Here is an 18,333-nt window from a genome sequence, read left to right on the forward strand (position 1 = left end):
TCGAGGAGGACGAATGGGCAAGCGGCCACCGTCGGTCGACCTGGCGTCGTGGCTGCTGTGGATCATGGTCGCCGCCGGGTTCGTGGTGTCGGTGCTGGTCGTGGTCTTCCGCGAGGACCTCCGGGACGCCTGGTCGCCCGGTCAGAGCGGCGACAGCACCGTCCAGCCGCTGGAGTTCGTCCCCGTCATCCTGGTCCTGTACGGCGTCGTCGCGGTCACGACGCTGACCCTGATCCCGATCATGCGGGCCGGGCACAACTGGGCCCGCCACGCGCTCGCCCTGATCTCGCTGGGCATCCTGCTGTCCACCCTGGCCACGGTGCGCACGATGCCGCCGCCGCTCTTCCGTGGGCTGATCATCGCCGCGGCGGTCGTCAGCGCGGTCAGCCTGGTCTTCCTGTGGCACCCCGACACGCGCCGCCACTGCCGGCTGCCCGACGAGGTCGACGCCTGACCCTCGCCCCTGCGGCGGGTCTTGACCCTCTGTCGGGGGAGAGGTGTACCTTGGTCGTGTTCGAACAGATGTTCGAACACGACCGGCGGGGACGACCTCGACCCCCGTCCCCGCCGGTCCTGGACACCCGACCGAGGAGTCAGCAATGGCCAGCGAGCAGCACCTGCGTCAGCACCCCGACCACCTGCCCGCCACGACCCACTCCTATCTCCTGCGTGCGGCGGAATCCCTCAGTGAGGCCGTCGCCGCGCGCGACGTCCCCGAGCGCTACGCCTGCGCCCACGTCGCCGCCCTGCGGGCGGCAGCGGCGCTGCTCGCGGCGCGGGCGAGGCCGGCCGCTCCCGGCCGCCGTCGCCAGAAGAACGCCTGGGTGCTGCTGACCGACGTGGCCCCCGAATTGGCGGAGTGGGCGGCTTTCTTCGCAGCGGGCGCCGCCAAGCGCGCTGCGGCGGAGACCGGCTCGACCCGGGCCGTGACCGAGCGGGAGGCCGACGACCTGGTCCGCGACGCCGACCGGTTCCTCGCGGTGATCGAGCAGTCGCTCGGGCTCACGCCCCACGTCCCCCTCGGTGACCAGCTCGCCGGCCGCGCCGCGGGCTGAGGATCCGCCCGCAGCACTAGTGTTGGAGCCATGGTCTCCCGTGAGCGGCCCGGCGAACGTCCAGGCTCCGTGCGCACTGCCGTGGTCTGGGACGCGCTCGGCCCGGTCCTGTCGGGGGCGCCCTGCGACGTGGTCGACATCGGTGGCGGGACCGGTGGTTTCGCCGTACGTGTTGCCCAGGCGGGCCACCGGGTCACCGTCGTGGACCCCAGCCCGGACGCGCTCGCCGCGCTGTCGCGGCGGGCCCGCGAGGTCGGGGTGGAGGTCGCCGGCCGCCAGGGCGACGTTTCGGGTCTGCTCGACGTGGTCGGGGAGGACAGCGCCGACCTGGTGCTCTGCCACGGTCTGCTCGAGGTCGTCGATGCGGGGGAGGCCCTCGCCACGATCCGGAAGGTGCTCCGGCCGGGCGGCACGGTCAGCCTCCTGGCCGCGCAGCGCCACGCCGCCGTCGTCGCCCGCGCGATGGCCGGTCATCTCCACCAGGCCCTGGCGCTGCTCGACGGCGACGAGCAGGTCGAGCGCCCGAGCGGACGCGCCACGCGTCCCGCCCGCCGGTTCACCGCCGACGAGCTCACGGCGCTCGCCGGGGAGGCCGGCTTCACCGTCTCTGCGGTCCATGCGGTCCGGGTCTTCACCGACCTCGTCCCCGGGTCGCTGCTCGACCAGGAGCCCGGGGCCGCGGCCGCGCTGGTCGACCTCGAGCGCGCGGTCGCGGAGCGGCCGGAGTACCTCCCGCTCGCCACGCAGATCCACCTGCTCGCCCACTGACCGCAGGCCGGCGCGGTGACCGCGCCGACGCCGCACCTGCTCCATGTCGACATGGACGCCTTCTACGCGTCGGTCGCGATCCGGGACCGCCCGGAGCTCGAGCACGTGCCGGTCGTCGTCGGCGGCGGCCACCGGGGAGTGGTCCTGTCGGCCAACTACCCGGCGCGCCGCTATGGCATCCGCTCCGGCATGTCGGGCGGTGAGGCCCGCCGGTTGTGCCCCCGCCTGGTCGAGGTGCCGCCGGACTTCGGCGTGCTGACGCCGGTGTCGAAGGCGATCATGGAGACGTTCCGCCAGTTCACGCCGGTGGTCGAGGTGATGTCCCTCGACGAGGCGTTCCTCGACGTCGGTGGTGCCGAGCGGCTGTTCGGACCGCCGGAGGTGATCGCCGAGCGGATCCGGTCGCGGGTCCGTGCCGAGCACGGCATCACCTGCTCGGTCGGCATCGCAGCCGCCGTGTCCGTGGCCAAGCTGGCGAGCCGGAGGGCGAAGCCCGACGGCGTGCTCGCCATCCCGCCGGAGCGCTTCGTGGCGATCGTGCACCCGCTCGACGTCGGAGAGCTGTACGGCGTCGGCGAGGCCACCCGGCAGCGTCTCCACCGCCTCGGGCTGGTGACCGTGGGCGACGTCGCTCGGATCCCCGTCGCCGAGCTGCGGCGGATGCTCGGCGGCCACCTCGGCGGCAAGCTCCACGCGCTCGCCTGGGGGGCGGATCGCAGCGAGCTCGCGCCGGGGGGAGCCGGGGCCTTCGGGTACGGGGAGGGCGTGCCGGAGGGCAGCATGGGGGCGCAGCACACCCTGGCTGCCGACACCCGCGACCGCGACCGGCTGGCTCGCGAGCTGCTCCGCCTGTCGGCCCGGGTCACCGCGCGGCTCCGCGCCGCGGACAAGGTCGGGCGCACGGTGGCGATCACGACCCGGTGGAGCGACTTCCGCACGATCTCCCGCTCGCGCACGCTGCCGGAGCCGACCGACGTCACCCACGACGTCTACGAGGCGGCGCTCCTGCTGCTCGACACCGTGTTCCCGCTGCGGCTCGCCGTGCGGCTGGTCGGCGTGCGCGTCGAGGGGCTCCGACCGAGGCGGGAGGGCGGCGGTCGCCAGCTGGCCATCGGGGAGGCCGACCCCGGGTGGCCCGATGCCGACCGTGCCGTCGACCGGGCGACGAGCCGTTTCGGACCCTCCGCGGTGGCCCGGGGAAGTCTTCTTGGAAGTGACTACCGCGCGCGGGGTCTGAGCCGTCTGAAGGATGGGTAGTCCTTCTGTCGACCACTCTTCGTGGTCACCCTGAGGGATTTCCGTGGTCGGCCTACCGGTCGGCGCAGAGGCTGCCTACACTGAAGATTCAGAACATCGACGTCATCGTCGACCGCACGCGTGGAGGATCCGGTGCCACTCTCCGAAGAGGAGCTGCGACTGCTCGAGCAGATGGAGCGCGCTCTCGTCGAGGAGGACCCGAAGTTCGCCTCCACACTTCGTGGCACGACCCTGCGCCAGGCAGCGCGCCGTCGCGCGATGCTCGCCGGTCTGGTGTTCGCCGGCGGGATCGCCGTCCTCATGGGCGGTGCGATCAGCGGCTACTGGCAGATCGGCATCGTCGGCTTCGTCATCATGCTGTTGTCCGCGACCATCGGGCTCAGCGCGCTGCGCGGCCAGAACCTGTCCGGGCAGCAGCGGGGCGCCGAGGCCGCCGCGGCCGCTCACCCCTCGGGCTTCGGTGTCATCGAGGGGGGCCGGGCGCACGGGCGCCGGCACGGTCGTTCCCGCACCTCCGGCTCCTTCATGGAGCGCGTCGAGGAGCGCTGGCGCCGTCGCCGCAACCGCGGCTTCTGACGCTGCTCGCGCGGCGCGCGAGGGCCGTCACACGCCCCCGAGGGCGGGCTTCGTCGCGGTCGACCGCGGTGCCCGCTGCCACACCGACCGCGGCAGCCACTTCGCCCGAAGCGCGGTCCGCCGGGTGACGCCTGCCTCGAGCGACGCGCAGCAGGTGAGCGCATCGTCGCCGAGCCCTGGCGGGGGAACCATCGTGCCCGGGCGCGCGTAGCGCGCGAGCTCCAGCGCGGCGACGAGCCGTTCGAGCGCGGCCGCAGCGTCCGGGTCCGCGTCGGGCCCGGTGCGGGGTCGCTCGGGTGAGTCCTCGTCGATGCGGCTGCCGAGGGCGTTGACCAGCACGCGACCGACCTCCTGGGGAGAGCGGCCCGCCGGCCAGGCCAGGTCGAGGTCGACGGCAGTCGCCCGCAGCTCGTCCCAGATGTCCTCCGGGCTCCCGGCCAGGCGCTGTCGGCGCTGCCGGCGCCGGAGGACCTGCGGCGCGCGGGCCAGGGCGACGAGGACCGCCAGCACCAGGAGGGCCAGGCCGACCCGCAGCACCACGGTGAGCCAGTCGATCCCCTCGTCCCCGCCCGAGCTGCCGCCATCGGCAGACTGGTCCTCCGGGGGAACCGTCGTCGTGACCTCGGTGGTCGCGGTCTCGCTTCGGGGTGGGTCGATGTCGGTCGGGTCGTTCGTCGGCAGCGCCTCGGTGTTGCGCGTGACGGGGACGTTCGTGTAGTCGGGGACGTCCTCCCGGACGCGGGAGTCCGGGGTCGGCTCGAACCTTGCCCACCCCGCGCCCTCGAAGTAGAGCTCCGGCCACGCGTGCAGGTCGTGGGAGCTGTACTCCCACTCGCCGTTGCCGAGGTCGGTCGGCTCGAGGAAGCCCACAGCCACCCGCGCCGGGATGCCGAGCATCCGCGCCATCACCGCCATGGCCGAGGCGAACTGCTCGCAGTAGCCACGGCGGCCGTCCTCCGCGGTGTCGCTGAGGAAGGTCTCGAACGCGTCGGCGCCCATGCCGGAGGGCGCCCGCTCGAGGCTGTAGCGGAACCCGCCCGTCTCGCGGAACCAGTCCTGGAGCAGGAGAGCCGCCTGGTAGTCGGTCCGGGCACCGTTCGTCGCCTCGAGTGCCTGGCTGCGCACGATGGGGGGCAGGCCGTCGGGCACCATCAGCAGCTCGTCGTCGACGGCGTCGATCGCGGAGTCCTGGAAGTACTCGCCGTCCGTCCCGTACTCCAGCTCGAGTCCGGTGACCTGCCAGTCGAGGCCGGCGGCCGTCAGGTCCTCGGGCACGGCGATGAAGTCCATCGCGTTGGGGTCGTAGCCCCAGTTGCCCTCCGCATCGACCGAGGTCGCCGGGAACTGCGTCGGGAGCCACCAGGAGTCGAACTGGTCGGTCGCCTCGAACGCGTAGGTGTACGGCGTACGCGGCACCTCGGGGGAGAGGCCGTCGGGCTCGGGCAGCGTGGTGCCGGTCGGGTAGTCGTCGACCTTGCGGTCGCCACTGCTCCACTCGTCGCCGGTGAACCGGTGGAGGACGGCGACCCGGAGGTAGTCGGGATCGGGATCGTCGGTGCGGACCCGGATCAGCGGCGTGTCGGCCTCCCGCTCGAGGTCCCGGCGGAGGTCGGTGCGGGGGTTGTGGATCTCGATGTCGTTGTCGCCGTCGCCGGGCCCGAAGCCGAGCAGGTCGAGCTCGAGCACCGGGATGAGCGGCGGGAGGAGGAGCGCGCAGACGACGGCGACGGCCCCGATGCGCCCGGTGCCGACCCGCATGGCGTCGGACATCGGGTTTCCGTCGGTCCACGGGTTGTGCTCGTCCGGCCCCAGCGGCCGCCCCCACTTGAGCAGCTGCTCGCGGCTGTCGAGGTGGAGGAGCGCCAGGAAGCCGACCGCGGCGAGGAGGAACGCGACGACGCCCGGCCCGGACTGCACGAGGCCGGCAGGGACCGAGTAGATCGCGAGCAGGCCGAGACCTGCCACCGGCACCCGGCGGAGCGTGCAGGCGAGGAAGTCGACGAGGAGCAGGAAGAACACGCCGCCGACCAGCAGCAGCGGCGCGACCGACGGCACGTTGGGCTCGATCGGCGCCGCGTAGGTGCGGGCCGACTCCATGGCCAGCTCCAGCGACCGCCGGATGTCGTCGCCCGCCGCGCCGAACGGGAGCGGACTGCCGCTCAGCTCGCTGCTCAGCATCGCCACCCCGACGAGGACCTGCGCGGCGACCGTGACGACGGCAGGACTGCCGATCCAGCGGAGGATCGCGCCTGTCGAGGCGATCACGACCGCGATGATCATGAGCGGAGCGAGGTAGTCGCGCGAGTCGGTGAGGAAGCCGCGCCAGGCCATCAGCGCGGCCCAGGTCGTCGCGGCCGCCACGAGCGCGACCAGCAGCGCGTAGCCGAAGGAGGGACGGCTCCTCATCGGTCGGCTCCGGTTGCCTTGAGCGCGGTGGTCACCGCTGCTGCCCGACCGGACGCGCGACCGAGGTCGCGCCAGGCCGAGTCGAGCCGATCCCGCGGGCCGAGGGTCACCGAGCGCCACCCGAGGCCGGCGACCGACGGGGGAGGACCGGCCGGCTGCGCGCTGCGCCCGGCCCACTCGTCGACGTCGAGCACCATCGCCAGGGCGGCGCCGGCATCGTGACGGATCTGCCGGAGCGCCAGCACGTCGGTCCGCTCCAGCCCGCCGAGGACCGCGACCACCAGGCCGCCGCGGGTCTGGTCGCCCGTCCAGCCGACGTCGAGGACCGGCTGCTGGGTGGTCGTCACCAGGGCGAGCCGCTCGAGCACCGCGGTCGACGTCTCGTCCGCGCCGGTGCCGTCGGCGAGCACGAGCCGCACGGCGTAGCCGTGCTGGTCGAGGTGGAGCACCAGCGACGCCGCGGCAACCACGGCGAACTCGAAGCTGGACCCCAGGCCCTGGCCGCGGTGGGCCCGCAACCGGTTGTCCAGCAGGACGGAGGCGCGCGCCTCCCACGGCTGCTCCTCGCGGCGCACCATCAGCTCGCCGACCCGCGCCGAGCTGCGCCAGTGGACCCGCCGGAGCTCGTCGCCGCGACGGTACTCACGGACGCTGACGTCCTCGGCGGAGCCGGCCGCGAAGGCCTGCGGCCGGTGCTCGCCCGAGCCGCTCCAGCCGCCCATCACCGGGATGGGCGGCAGCGTGACGGTCCGGGGCGTGACGACGAGCGGCGCGACCCCGGGGATCGACCGCCGGATCTCGACGAGGCCGAACGGGTCGGCCACCCGGATGGTCAACGGTCCGATCTCGAACCGGCCGCGCACGTCGGACCGGACCTGGTAGCTGACCCGCCGCCGCCACTGGCGCGAGATCCCCTGGAGCACGAACCGGGGCCGGGTGCCCAGCGCGTAGGGCACCTGGTCCTCGACCAGGACCGCGCCGGCGGGGGATCGTCCGTCGTTCGCGAGGTCGAGGTCGATCCGGGCCGGCTGACCGGCGGCGACCAGCCGCGGGTGGACCGAGCGGATCGCCGAGACCGCGTAGCGGCGGCGGCCGATGACGAACGCGGAGACGAGCGGCAGGACGAGGACGAGGACGCCGATGCGGGTGAGGGTCGTCTGGCCCAGGAGCACGGCGCAGCAGATCGCCGTCGTACCGGCGGCGAGGAACGCACGGCCACGAAGGGTGAGGCCGGCCATCCCGTCACGCATCGTCTGCCGCCGTACCGCAGGTCAGGAACGGATCTCGGGCACCGGGACCTGCGCCACGATGCCCTCGAGGATGGCGCTGGTCCCGCGGCCGCTCACCGCCGCCTCGGCGCTGGGGAGCAGCCGGTGGGCGAGGACGGGCTGCACGAGCGCCCGCACGTCGTCGGGGAGGACGTAGTCGCGCTGGTGGAGCGCAGCGAACGCCTTGGCCGCACGCACGAGGTGCAGCGTCGCGCGGGGCGAGGCGCCGAGGAGGACCTCGGGGTTCTCGCGGGTGGCCGACGTCAGGGCGACGGCGTAGCGCTGGACCGCCTCGGACACGTGGACGTGCCCGACGATCGCGCACAGCTTGCGGAGCTCGGCGGCGTCGGTGACCGGCTCGAGGTCGTCGAGCGGGTTGAGCTCGGTGTGCGAGTTGAGCATGGCGATCTCGGCCGCCGGCAGGGGGTAGCCGATCGAGACCCGCGCCATGAAGCGATCGCGCTGCGCCTCGGGCAGGGCGTAGGTGCCCTCCATCTCGACGGGGTTCTGGGTCGCGATGACCATGAACGGTGCGTCGAGGTGGTAGGTGACGTTGTCGACGGTGACCTGCCGCTCCTCCATGCACTCGAGCAGGGCCGACTGCGTCTTGGGGGAGGCGCGGTTGATCTCGTCGCCGATCACGATGTTGGCGAAGACGCCGCCGGGCCGGAACTCGAACTCGCGGGTCTGCTGGTTGTAGACCGAGACGCCGGTGACGTCGGACGGGAGCAGGTCCGGCGTGAACTGGATCCGGCGGACCGTCGAGTCGATGCTGCGGGCGAGCGACTTGCTGAGCATGGTCTTGCCGACCCCGGGGACGTCCTCGAGCAGGAGGTGACCCTCGGCGAGGAGCACGACGAGGGAGGCGGAGACGACCTCGCTCTTGCCCTCGATGACGCGCTCGATGTTGGCGCGGATCCGGCCGGCCACGCGGGCGACCGTCGCGACGTCCGCCCCGGTGGGGTCCGGCGTCTGCTGGGGGGGCGGCGACTCCACGTCCTGGTCTCCCGTCTCTTGCACGCCCATCCAGGTTACGGGCGCGCGATAGGGCAAAGGTACGGCGCCGGAGCAACCTGAGCCGCGGAAAAGCCCCCGAGGTCGCGACGCGGTCACGCAACGCGTCGCCCCGTCGACCGCCGCCGGCGGCCCTTCCTCCACTTTCCCCTCCACTCCGCTCCCCGGGCCCTGGCCTGCGGAAACGCAGGTGGATTGACCCGGAAACACCGGCGAAGGTGGTTGACGGTGGAGCAAAGTGGAGTACTGTGGGGGAAAGTGGAGGAAGCAGGAGGTGCCCGATGCTCTTCATGGGCACCTACACCCCGAAGCTCGACGAGAAGGGGCGCCTGTTCCTCCCGGCGAAGTTCAGGGATCGGCTGGCGGAGGGGCTCGTGGTGACGCAGGGTCAGGAGAACTGCCTCGTCGTCTGGCCTTCCGACGTCTTCGCCGAGGAGGCCGAGCGCGCAGCGTCCCGGCCGATGACCAACAAGGCCGCACGGCGCTACGCACGGGTGCTGTTCGCCGGCGGCGACGAGGGCACGCCGGACAAGCAGGGCCGGATCGGCATCCCGGCCCACCTGCGGGACTACGCCGGACTGGATCGCGACGTCGTCGTGATCGGCGTCCGGGACCGACTGGAGATCTGGAACCCCGACCGCTGGCGGGAGTTCCAGGAGGACGCGATGGGCGACTTCATCGACCTCGACGAGGACGACGACTAGACGCCGACCGGTCCGCGCCGACCAGCACGAGCCAGCACCAGCACAAATCGATAGCGATCCGCAGGACGAGGTCTCTGGCCCGCTCCCGCTGCCTTCTGGGGCACCTTCCCCGGCTCCAGACGGCTTCCGGGAGCGGGCGGGGGACCTGGCCCTGCGGATCGTTCAGCAACAGCCGTTCAGCATTTCGTCTTTCAGGTGGGGGCAGGGGTCGAACCGATGAGCGTGATGAACGCGAGCGCAGCCGGGCAGGCAGGCGCGAGGACAGGCAGCAGGGAGCCGAGGGTCCGTGAGCTGGCCCGCGAGGCCCTGGCCCTGATGGCCTTCTCGGCCGGGGTCTCGATCGCGATGGCCCTGGCGCTCCTGATCGCCTACGGGATCGGTCACTGAGGGCCGACGGGCGATGACCACTCCCCGACACGTCCCGGTGCTCCTCGACCGGGTCGTGGCGCTCCTGACACCTGCGCTCGACCACCCCGGCGCCGTCCTGGTCGACGCGACCCTCGGTCTCGGCGGCCACAGCGAGGCGCTCCTCGAGCGCTGCGAGCTGGCCCGCGTCGTCGGCGTCGACCGCGACCCCAAGGCGCTCGAGCTGAGCCGCGAGCGACTGGCGTCGTACGGCGACCGCTTCACCACCGTCCACGCGGTCTACGACGAGATCCCTGACGTGCTCTCCGACCTCGGGCTGACCGAGGTCGACGGGATCCTCTTCGACCTCGGCGTCTCGTCCATGCAGCTCGACCTCCCCGAGCGCGGCTTCGCGTACGCCGTCGACGCGCCGCTCGACATGCGGATGGACTCCAGCGGCAGGTCGCACCGCCCGACCGCGGCCGACGTGCTCAACACCTACGACGCCGCCGAGCTCACCCGCGTGCTGCGCGACTACGGCGAGGAGCGGTTCGCCCGGCGGATCGCCGACGCGATCGTGCGGGAGCGGGCCAGCGAGCCGTTCACCACCTCCGGGCGCCTGGTCGCCCTCCTGTACGACGTCATCCCGGCGCCGGCCCGACGTACCGGCGGCCACCCGGCCAAGCGCACGTTCCAGGCGCTGCGGATGGAGGTCAACGACGAGCTGCGGGTGCTGGAGCGGGCGATTCCGGCGGCGATCGACGCGATCGGCGTCGGCGGCCGGGTGGTGGTGGAGTCCTACCACTCGCTGGAGGACCGGCTCGTGAAGCGGGCCTTCACGGCAGCGACACGGAGCGACGTGCCCGACGACCTGCCGTTCGTCCCCGAGGGGCACGAGCCCGCGCTCCGCCTGGTGACCCGGGGCGCCGAGCAGGCGAACGCCGACGAGATCGCCGAGAACCCGCGCGCCGCCTCCGTCCGGCTGCGCGCCATCGAACGAGTCCGCCCCCGCGACGGCAAGGGAGCCGCCCGATGAGCAGTACCGCACCCCAGATCCGCTCCCGCCTGCCGAGGATCGCCGAGGTCGCCGTACGGCGAGCGCGGCTCACCGTGGTGCCGCGGCCGCGCACCCGGCCGCGGGCCGCCCGGGTCCCGTTCGTGACGCTGGTGAGCGTCATCCTCCTGGCCGGCGTGATCGGGCTGCTGCTCTTCAACACGTCGATGCAGCAGGCCTCCTTCCGCGCGACGACGCTCGAGCAGCAGGCGGCGGACCTCACCGCGCAGGAAGAGGCCCTCCGGATCGAGCTCCAGCAGCTCCACGACCCGCAGCGGATCGCCGACCTGGCGCAGCGGCGCGGCATGGTGGTGCCGACCGGGGCCTCGTGCGTGCTCTCGCTCGACGGCGGGATCACCGGGTCCTGCGCCCCCGCGCCGCCGGGCAACAAGCTGCCGATGGACCCGCCGGACCCGCAGCGTCCGGCCGCGCTGGACCCGGAGCCGGTCACCGTCTCCGCCGACGGTGCGGAGGGCCGCAATGGCGCCCGCAACGGCGTGCCGGGCCTGGATCGCCGGCGCTAGCCGCCTAGGTTTGAGGGTGTGACCGGACCGACCCGCCCGCGCACGCCGCGGAGCCCGCACCGCGCGTCGCCGCAGCTGCGGCTGCGGATCGGCTTCGTGCTGATCGCGATGGTGCTCTCGGTGTTCGCGGCCAGGCTCGTGCAGCTGCAGGGAGTGGATCCCGAGAACTACGCCGACATGGCCGCCGCGGAGGGATCGGACACCATCCTGCTGCCGGCCACCCGTGGCGACATCGTCGACCGCAGGGGCAACCCGCTCGCGGTGTCGATCGACGGCCGGATGATCGTGGCCGACCCGGCGCTGACCGCCGACGACGCCTCCCAGCTCGCGAGCTTCCTCGCCCGGCGCCTCGACCTCGACTACGTCGAGGTCCTGGAGCGGCTGCGGATGGAGGACAGCCGGTTCCAGTACATCGCGCGCCAGGTGCCCGCCCGGCGGGCGGCCGACGTCATCGCCGACGCCGAGGCGAAGGGCTTCGTCGGGCTGTTCACGCAGCGCGACCCGGTGCGGATCTACCCCTCGGGCGACCTGGCGGCGAACCTGGTCGGCTTCCTCGGCACCCCGCGCAAGGACGGCTCGGCCCGCGCCCTGGCCGGGCTCGAGGACGCGTTCGACGACTTCCTCTCCGGCGCGGACGGCGAGGCGCACTACGAGGTCGGCGCCGGCAACCAGCTCCCGCTCGGCGACCACACCGTCACCCCGGCCGTCGACGGCTCCGACCTCACCCTCACCATCGACCGCGATCTGCAGTTCTTCACCCAGAAGGTCCTCCAGCAGACCGTCGAGGGCGCGCACGGCGAGTCGGGCATCGCAGTCGTGATGGACAGCCGCACCGGCGAGCTGCTCGCCCTGGCCGACTACCCGACCTACGACGCCAGCCAGCCGCAGGAGTGGCCGAAGTCGCGCTACAAGTCCAGTGCCCTCACCGACGTCTACGAGCCGGGCTCGGTCCAGAAGGTCCTCACGCTCAGTGCGGTCATCGACGCGGGGCTCGGCCGGCCGCGGCAGCAGTACGTCGTACCGCCTGTCCTGAACCGGCAGGACCGGCCGATCCACGACCACTGGGTGCACGGGATCGAGCACCTCACCCTCGCCGGCATCCTCGCGAAGTCGTCCAACATCGGCACCGTGCTCGCCGCCGACGAGTTCGCGCCGGGCGTGCTGCGGGAGTACCTCACCGAGTTCGGGCTGGGCCGGCAGACCGACATCGGGCTGCGGGGCGAGACGAAGGGCATCCTCCCCGCAGGCGCGGAGTGGACCGACCAGGTCGACGACCGCATTGCCTTCGGCCAGTCGCTGTCGGTCAACGCCATCCAGATGATCGCCGCCGTCAACGCGATCGCCAACGACGGCGTCCGGATCGACCCGAGCCTGGTCAAGGGCAGCGCGACCCTCGACGACGGCACCGAGATCGGCACCGACCAGGCGGACCGGCGTCGCGTGGTCAGCGCGGAGGCCGCCCGCCAGACCGCGCTCATGATGGAGCGGGTGCTCGACCCCGACGACGGCGTCGCGTCGATCGCGCGGGTCGGCGACTACCGCATCTCGGGCAAGACCGGCACCGCGCAGCGGGTCTCGGACCGCTGCGGCTGCTACGACGGCAGTCGCACGTCGTCGTTCATCGGCTTCGGCCCGACCGACGACCCCCGGTTCACGATCTACGTCGTGGTCCACGACTCGCGGGCGGGCGGCGGCTCTGTGGTCGCCGGCCCTGCGTTCGCCAAGCTGATGGGCTACGCCCTCCGGAGGTACAGCGTGCCCCCGACCGAGACCGAGCCGTCGCGGCTCCCCGTCGAGTGGTGATGAACGCGGACCACTCGGGGGCCACCCGACCCCAGCGCCCGACCGCGTTGTCCTTCGACGACCTCGTCGCACTGGTGCGGGAGCAGGCGGACGCGCGTGCGGTGGGCGCCGGAGCGGCTGACGTCACCGGCATCACCCTCGACTCGCGCCGGGTACTGCCCGGCGACGTCTACGCCGCGCTGCCCGGGTCCCGGGCCCACGGCATCGAGTTCGTCACCCAGGCCGTGACGGCGGGCGCGAGCGCGGTGCTCACGGACGAGGCGGGCGCTGCCGCCGTACCTCCTGGGGTGGCGGCCGTCGTCGTGGAGTCGCCCCGGGCGGTGCTGGGCGCGGTGTCGGCCGGCATCTACGGCCACCCCGCCCGTGCGATGCGGATGATCGGCGTGACCGGCACCCAGGGGAAGACCACCGTCACGCGCGTGCTCGACGGGGGGCTCGGCGCTGCCGGCGTCACGTCCGCCGTGGTCGGCACGGTCGGCACCCGGATCGCCGGCGTCGACGTGAAGACCGCGCTGACGACGCCCGAGGCCCCGGACCTGCACGGCCTCTTCGCGCTGATGCGGGAGCAGGGCGTGACGTGCTGCGCGATGGAGGTGTCGAGCCACGCGCTCGTGCTCGGGCGGGTGGACGGTGTCGTGTTCGACGTCGCCGTCTTCACGAACCTCGGTCGCGACCACCTCGACTTCCACGCCGACGTCGACGACTACTTCGCGGCGAAGGCGATGCTGTTCACGCCCGAGCGCGCGCGGCTCGGGCTGGCCAACATCGACGACGAGCACGGCCGGCGGCTGGTGGAGACCGGGGCGATCCCGTTCCGGACGATGTCGACCCGGGGCGAGGCCGACTGGTCGGTGGCGGACGTCGACCTCGGGCCGGAGGGCTCGACGTTCACGGTCCGCGGGCCGGGTGGCCTGTCGCTCCCGGCCTCGGTCGGGCTGCCGGGCGACTTCAACGTCGCGAACGCGCTCTCGGCGATCGCGGCCGCGGTCGAGGTGGGGTTCGCACCCGACCTGGTGGCGGCGGGCATCGCCGAGCTCGGCGGCGTGCCGGGCCGGCTCGAGCGGGTGACCGGCGGGCGCGGCGGGCCGACCGTCTACGTCGACTACGCCCACAAGCCGGACGCCCTGACCGCTGTCCTGGCGACCCTCCGACCGGTGACCGCGGGCCGGCTCATCGCCGTTGTCGGCGCCGGGGGCGACCGCGACCGCGGGAAGCGGCCGGTCATGGGCGCGATCGCTGCTGCCCAGGCCGACCTCGTGATCATCACCGACGACAACCCCCGCAGCGAGGACCCGGCCGCCATCCGCGCCGAGATCCTCGCCGGCGTGGCCGAGGTCGACGCCGGGCAGCGCGCAGAGGTGCGCGAGATCGGCGACCGGCGCGCGGCGATCGCGGCTGCGATCGCCGATGCGGAGGAGGGCGACGTCGTGCTGGTCGCGGGGAAGGGGCACGAGACCGGCCAGGAGATCGCCGGTGTGGTCCACCCCTTCGACGACCGTGAGGTCGTGCGCGAGCTGCTGGGAGGCGACCGGTGATCCCGATGCGGCTGGACGAGGTCGCGGCGGTCGTCGGCGGTGAGGTGCACGGAGACCCCGCGGTGGTCGTCGCCGGTCCGGCGTACGTCGACAGCCGCTCGCCCGTCGCGGACGGCCTCTTCGTGGCGATCGTGGGGGAGCGGGTCGACGGCCATGCCTACGCCGCCGGCGCGCACGCCGTGCTCGGCAGCCGCCCCACGGACGCGCCGACCGTGGTGGTCGCCGACCCGGTCGTCGCGCTCGGCAGGCTCGCCCGTCACGTCGCCGACCACACGCCGGCGACACTGCTGGCGCTGACCGGCTCGCAGGGCAAGACCGGCACCAAGGACTACCTGGCCAGCGTGCTGGGCCGGCTCGCGGGGACGGGCCGCGTCGTCGCGACCGAGGGCAACGGCAACAACGAGATCGGGGTCCCGCTCACGGTCCTCCGCGCGGGTGCGGACACCGACTTCCTCGTCGTCGAGATGGGCGCCCGGGGGATCGGCCACATCGGCTACCTCTGCGAGATCGCGCCGCCACGGGTCGCGGCCGTGCTCAACGTCGGCACCGCCCACGTCGGCGAGTTCGGTGGCCGCGAGCAGATCGCGCAGGCGAAGGGCGAGATCGTCGAGGCGCTGCCGGCCGACGGGACCGCGGTCCTCAACGCCGACGACCCGCTCGTGGCCGCGATGGCGCCGCGCTCGGCGGCGCCGGTGATGACCTTCGGGAGCACCGGCGACCTGCGCTGGGAGGGCGTCGAGCTCGACGACCTCGGTCGTCCGTCCTTCACCCTTCTCCACGCGGGCGAGGCCCATCCGGTGCGGCTGCTCCAGACCGGGGCCCATCAGGTGCCCAACGCCGCCGCCGCTGCGGCGATGGCCGTCGCCGCGGGGCTTCCGCTCGCCGACGTCGCGGGAGCGCTGTCGGAGGCCGCGGCTGCCTCCCGCTGGCGGATGGAGGTCCACGAGCGCCCGGACGGGCTCGTCGTGGTCAACGACGCCTACAACGCCAACCCCGACTCGGTGCGCGCGGCGCTCGAGGCCCTGGTCGCCATCGGGCGGGCCCGCGGGCGCCGTACCGTCGCCGTGCTCGGACAGATGATGGAGCTCGGCAGCGAGCACGAGGCCGGTCACCGCTCGGTCGGCGCCGCCGCCGCGCGGCTCGGCGTCGACGTCGTCGTCGTGGTCGGCGAGGAGGCCGGCCCGATCGCGGACGCGGCGGGGGACGGGCCCGTCGTGGTCAGGACCGAGGGGCGCGACGAGGCGCTGACGTGGGTGCGGCAGAATGCCGGTCCGGAGGACGTCGTCCTCGTGAAGGCGTCACGGGGGGCGGCGCTCGAATGGGTCGCCGAGCGGCTGCTGGGTGACGCCGAGGACATTGATCGTGCTTGAGAGGACGACGCCGTGCTAGCGATCCTGCTCGGTGGGGGCATCTCCCTGCTGATCTCGCTGCTCGGCACCCGGGTCGCGATCCGCCTCTTCACGAAGTGGGGCTACGGCCAGGAGATCCGCGAGGACGGCCCGACCAGCCACCACACCAAGCGCGGGACGCCCACGATGGGTGGCGTCGTCGTCATCGCCTCCGTCGTGCTCGGCTACTTCCTCGCCAAGCTCCTGACGACCAACGCGCCGAGCGCGTCGGCGCTGCTCCTGCTCTTCCTCTTCGTCGGCATGGGCCTGGTCGGCTTCCTCGACGACTTCATCAAGATCTACAAGCAGCGCAACCTCGGCCTGCGGAGCAAGGCGAAGATGGTCGGCCAGACCCTCATCGCTCTCGTCTTCGGCGTGCTCGCGCTGTCGCCGTGGCTCGAGGACGAGAACGGCCGCACGCCCGGCTCCCACAAGGTCTCCTTCCTCCGGGAGCTCGACTGGTTCGTCCTGCCGACGATCCTCGCGCTGCTGCTGGTCTGGTTGCTCGTCACCGGCTTCAGCAACGCGGTCAACCTCACCGACGGGCTCGACGGCCTCGCCGCCGGCGCGAGCGTGATGGTGTTCGGCGCCTACACGTTGGTGAACATCTGGCAGAACAACCAGTTCTGCCAGGAAGCCCCCAGCGCCAGCTGCTACAACGTCCGAGATCCGCTCGACCTCGCGATCATCGCCGCGGCGCTCACGGGCGCCTGCTTCGGCTTCCTGTGGTGGAACGCCTCGCCGGCCAAGATCTTCATGGGCGACACCGGGTCCCTGTCGCTCGGCGGCGCCCTCGCGGGCTTCGCGATCCTCACCCGCACGGAGCTGCTGCTCGTGATCCTCGGCGGCCTGTTCGTACTCGAGACGGTCTCGGTGATGGCGCAGGTGACCTGGTTCAAGGCGACCAAGAAGTTCACCGGCGTGGGGCGCCGGATCTTCCGGATCGCCCCGATCCACCACCACTTCGAGATGCTCGGCTGGGAGCAGGTCACGGTCGTCATCCGGTTCTGGATCATCACCGGCCTCTTCGTCGCCACCGGGCTCGGGGTCTTCTACGCAGAGTGGGTGGCGCGACTTTGACCGACGTACGCACCCTCGGCCGCAAGGACTCCTGGGAGGGCGTCCGCGCGGTCGTGGCGGGCTTCGGCGCGAGCGGGTACGCCGCCGCCGACAACCTCACCCACCTCGGCGCCTCGGTGACGGTGCTGGCCGAGAACGCCACGGCGGCGCAGCTGGAGCGGGCCGAGCTGCTGGAGATCCTCGGCGCGACCGTCCACCTGCACGCCGGGGCGACGGACCAGCTGCCCGACGACGTCGACCTGGTCGTGACGTCGCCGGGATTCCGCCCGGACGCGCCGTTGCTGGCCCAGGCGGGGGAGCGGGGCGTCCCGGTGTGGGGCGAGGTCGAGCTCGCGTGGCGGCTGCGCGACCCCGACCACCCGGCGCCGTGGTTGTGCGTGACCGGCACCAACGGCAAGACCACCACCGTGCAGATGCTCGACTCGATCCTCCGTGCTGCCGGGCTGCGCAGCGTGGCCGCCGGCAACGTCGGCCTGCCGCTGACCGAGGCCGTTATGGACCCCGAGCCGTACGACGTCCTCGCGGTCGAGCTGTCGAGCTTCCAGCTCCACTACGTGTCGACGATGGCGGCCGAGTCGAGCGCCGTCCTGAACATCGCGGAGGACCACCTCGACTGGTACTCCGGTGAGGCCGGCATGGCCGGCTACGCGCGCGACAAGGGCCGCATCTACGAGGGTGTCGAGCGGGCGTGCGTCTACAACGTCGCGGACCCGGCGACCGAGGAGCTGGTCCGGGAGGCCGACGTCGTCGAGGGTGCACGGGCCATCGGGTTCACGCTCGGCATCCCGTCGGTGGGGATGGTCGGCGTGGTCGACGACATCCTGGTCGACCGGGCCTTCATCGACGAGCGGCAGACCAGCGCCGCCGAGCTGTGCGCCGTCTCCGACCTCGCCTCACCGGCCCCCCACTTCGTCGCCAACGCGCTCGCCGCTGCCGCGCTCGCCCTGGCGCACGGCATCAGCCGGTCCGCCGTACGCGAGGGCCTGCGGGCGTTCCGGCCCGACGGCCACCGGATCGCGGTGGTCGCCGAGCACGAGGGCGTGACCTGGGTCGACGACTCCAAGGCCACCAACCCGCACGCCGCGCAGTCGTCCCTCGCGGCCTACGACCCGGTCGTCTGGGTCGCGGGAGGTCTCGCCAAGGGGGCCACCTTCGACGAGCTCGTGCAGCAGGTGGGCAGCCGGCTGCGTGCCGTCGTGCTCATCGGCCGCGACCGCGCGGTGATCGCGGAGGCGCTTGCGCGACACGCGCCGGATGTGCCGGTGATCCAGGTGACCGCCGGAGAGACTGGCCCGGTAGACGGGGCTGACCTGATGGGTCGCGTCGTCGGGGCGGCGGCCGCGGCTGCCCGTCCCGGGGACACGGTGCTGCTCGCGCCGGGCTGCGCCTCGATGGACCAGTTCACCGACTACGCCGCGCGGGGCGATGCCTTCGCAGCAGCGGTCCGGGCGGCGATCGAGCAGGGCAGGACGCCGCACGACTGATGCCGAGGGAAAGGGGTCGCCATCACCACCGCGCTCCCTGACCGCCGCGAGGGCTCCCGGATCCCGTCGCCG

The 18,333-nt window shown here is 73.0% G+C and carries 17 protein-coding genes; 14 read left to right on the forward strand and 3 right to left on the reverse strand.

Going from position 1 to position 18,333, the window contains the following annotated elements; genetic code table 11:
• The first annotated feature begins 13 nt into the window (after positions 1–13).
• From F0U47_RS01885 to F0U47_RS01905, 5 genes are all read left to right on the forward strand, one after another.
• Entirely contained in the window at positions 14–454 is a 441-nt protein-coding gene (locus F0U47_RS01885) for a hypothetical protein (protein ID WP_149748606.1), read from the forward strand.
• A gap of 145 nt (positions 455–599) precedes the next feature.
• Entirely contained in the window at positions 600–1,055 is a 456-nt protein-coding gene (locus tag F0U47_RS01890) for an SAV_6107 family HEPN domain-containing protein (protein ID WP_149748607.1), read from the forward strand.
• A 30-nt stretch (positions 1,056–1,085) separates the two neighbouring features.
• Positions 1,086–1,823, forward strand: coding sequence for a methyltransferase domain-containing protein (locus F0U47_RS01895; RefSeq protein WP_149748608.1), 738 nt, complete (start codon positions 1,086–1,088; stop codon positions 1,821–1,823).
• A gap of 15 nt (positions 1,824–1,838) precedes the next feature.
• Positions 1,839–3,080, forward strand: a complete 1,242-nt coding sequence (gene dinB / locus F0U47_RS01900) for a DNA polymerase IV (protein ID WP_246159375.1) — start codon at positions 1,839–1,841, stop codon at positions 3,078–3,080.
• Between the two features lie 132 nt (positions 3,081–3,212).
• The gene (locus F0U47_RS01905; RefSeq protein WP_149748609.1) at positions 3,213–3,656 is read left to right on the forward strand and encodes an SCO2097 family morphological protein; all 444 of its coding nucleotides are present in this window, start codon (positions 3,213–3,215) and stop codon (positions 3,654–3,656) included.
• Positions 3,657–3,683: 27 nt separating this feature from the next.
• On the opposite strand, the gene F0U47_RS01910 is transcribed toward F0U47_RS01905, so the two are convergent.
• The 3 genes from F0U47_RS01910 to F0U47_RS01920 are packed head-to-tail and all read right to left on the reverse strand — an operon-like array spanning position 3,684 to position 8,356.
• Complete coding sequence (locus tag F0U47_RS01910) at positions 3,684–6,062, reverse strand: transglutaminase TgpA family protein (protein WP_149748610.1); 2,379 nt, start codon at positions 6,060–6,062, stop codon at positions 3,684–3,686.
• A complete protein-coding gene (locus F0U47_RS01915) occupies positions 6,059–7,312 on the reverse strand; it encodes a DUF58 domain-containing protein (RefSeq protein WP_149748611.1) in 1,254 nt (417 codons plus the stop codon). The genes F0U47_RS01910 and F0U47_RS01915 overlap by 4 nt, the downstream gene beginning before the upstream one ends.
• A 21-nt stretch (positions 7,313–7,333) precedes the next feature.
• Positions 7,334–8,356, reverse strand: a complete 1,023-nt coding sequence (locus tag F0U47_RS01920) for an AAA family ATPase (protein ID WP_149748612.1) — start codon at positions 8,354–8,356, stop codon at positions 7,334–7,336.
• 269 nt (positions 8,357–8,625) lie between these two features.
• Between F0U47_RS01920 and mraZ the strand changes: the two genes are divergently transcribed.
• From mraZ to murD, 9 genes are all read left to right on the forward strand, one after another.
• Positions 8,626–9,048 (forward strand): division/cell wall cluster transcriptional repressor MraZ, encoded by a 423-nt coding sequence (gene mraZ, locus F0U47_RS01925; RefSeq protein WP_149748613.1) that lies wholly within the window; start codon positions 8,626–8,628, stop codon positions 9,046–9,048.
• Between the two features lie 216 nt (positions 9,049–9,264).
• Complete coding sequence (locus F0U47_RS20960; RefSeq protein ID WP_188111128.1) at positions 9,265–9,435, forward strand: hypothetical protein; 171 nt, start codon at positions 9,265–9,267, stop codon at positions 9,433–9,435.
• Between the two features lie 13 nt (positions 9,436–9,448).
• Entirely contained in the window at positions 9,449–10,429 is a 981-nt protein-coding gene (gene rsmH, locus F0U47_RS01930) for a 16S rRNA (cytosine(1402)-N(4))-methyltransferase RsmH (protein WP_149748614.1), read from the forward strand.
• Positions 10,426–10,971 (forward strand): cell division protein FtsL, encoded by a 546-nt coding sequence (ftsL, locus tag F0U47_RS01935; RefSeq protein ID WP_149748615.1) that lies wholly within the window; start codon positions 10,426–10,428, stop codon positions 10,969–10,971. Before rsmH ends, ftsL begins: the two co-directional genes overlap by 4 nt.
• 18 nt (positions 10,972–10,989) lie before the next feature.
• On the forward strand, positions 10,990–12,774 hold the full coding sequence (locus tag F0U47_RS01940; protein ID WP_246159376.1) for a peptidoglycan D,D-transpeptidase FtsI family protein: 1,785 nt from the start codon (positions 10,990–10,992) through the stop codon (positions 12,772–12,774).
• On the forward strand, positions 12,774–14,309 hold the full coding sequence (locus tag F0U47_RS01945) for a UDP-N-acetylmuramoyl-L-alanyl-D-glutamate--2,6-diaminopimelate ligase (protein ID WP_149748616.1): 1,536 nt from the start codon (positions 12,774–12,776) through the stop codon (positions 14,307–14,309). Before F0U47_RS01940 ends, F0U47_RS01945 begins: the two co-directional genes overlap by 1 nt.
• 5 nt (positions 14,310–14,314) lie before the next feature.
• Positions 14,315–15,679, forward strand: a complete 1,365-nt coding sequence (locus F0U47_RS01950) for a UDP-N-acetylmuramoyl-tripeptide--D-alanyl-D-alanine ligase (RefSeq protein WP_223162647.1) — start codon at positions 14,315–14,317, stop codon at positions 15,677–15,679.
• Between the two features lie 12 nt (positions 15,680–15,691).
• Positions 15,692–16,777, forward strand: a complete 1,086-nt coding sequence (gene mraY, locus F0U47_RS01955; protein ID WP_149748618.1) for a phospho-N-acetylmuramoyl-pentapeptide-transferase — start codon at positions 15,692–15,694, stop codon at positions 16,775–16,777.
• Positions 16,774–18,261, forward strand: coding sequence for a UDP-N-acetylmuramoyl-L-alanine--D-glutamate ligase (murD, locus tag F0U47_RS01960; protein WP_149748619.1), 1,488 nt, complete (start codon positions 16,774–16,776; stop codon positions 18,259–18,261). The genes mraY and murD overlap by 4 nt, the downstream gene beginning before the upstream one ends.
• The last annotated feature ends 72 nt before the right edge of the window (positions 18,262–18,333 follow it).

The sequence above is a fragment of the Nocardioides antri genome (assembly GCF_008373765.1).
GTDB lineage: Bacteria > Actinomycetota > Actinomycetes > Propionibacteriales > Nocardioidaceae > Nocardioides > Nocardioides antri.

Coding starts and splice junctions, on each gene's coding strand:
- F0U47_RS01910 (WP_149748610.1), bottom strand. CDS start 6,062: ATGAGGAGCCGTCCCTCCTTCGGCTACGCGCTGCTGGTCGCGCTCGTG.
- rsmH (WP_149748614.1), top strand. CDS start 9,449: ATGACCACTCCCCGACACGTCCCGGTGCTCCTCGACCGGGTCGTGGCG.
- F0U47_RS01915 (WP_149748611.1), bottom strand. CDS start 7,312: ATGCGTGACGGGATGGCCGGCCTCACCCTTCGTGGCCGTGCGTTCCTC.
- F0U47_RS01945 (WP_149748616.1), top strand. CDS start 12,774: ATGAACGCGGACCACTCGGGGGCCACCCGACCCCAGCGCCCGACCGCG.
- F0U47_RS01885 (WP_149748606.1), top strand. CDS start 14: ATGGGCAAGCGGCCACCGTCGGTCGACCTGGCGTCGTGGCTGCTGTGG.
- mraZ (WP_149748613.1), top strand. CDS start 8,626: ATGCTCTTCATGGGCACCTACACCCCGAAGCTCGACGAGAAGGGGCGC.
- F0U47_RS20960 (WP_188111128.1), top strand. CDS start 9,265: ATGAGCGTGATGAACGCGAGCGCAGCCGGGCAGGCAGGCGCGAGGACA.
- F0U47_RS01920 (WP_149748612.1), bottom strand. CDS start 8,356: ATGGGCGTGCAAGAGACGGGAGACCAGGACGTGGAGTCGCCGCCCCCC.
- F0U47_RS01895 (WP_149748608.1), top strand. CDS start 1,086: ATGGTCTCCCGTGAGCGGCCCGGCGAACGTCCAGGCTCCGTGCGCACT.
- ftsL (WP_149748615.1), top strand. CDS start 10,426: ATGAGCAGTACCGCACCCCAGATCCGCTCCCGCCTGCCGAGGATCGCC.
- F0U47_RS01950 (WP_223162647.1), top strand. CDS start 14,315: ATGCGGCTGGACGAGGTCGCGGCGGTCGTCGGCGGTGAGGTGCACGGA.
- F0U47_RS01890 (WP_149748607.1), top strand. CDS start 600: ATGGCCAGCGAGCAGCACCTGCGTCAGCACCCCGACCACCTGCCCGCC.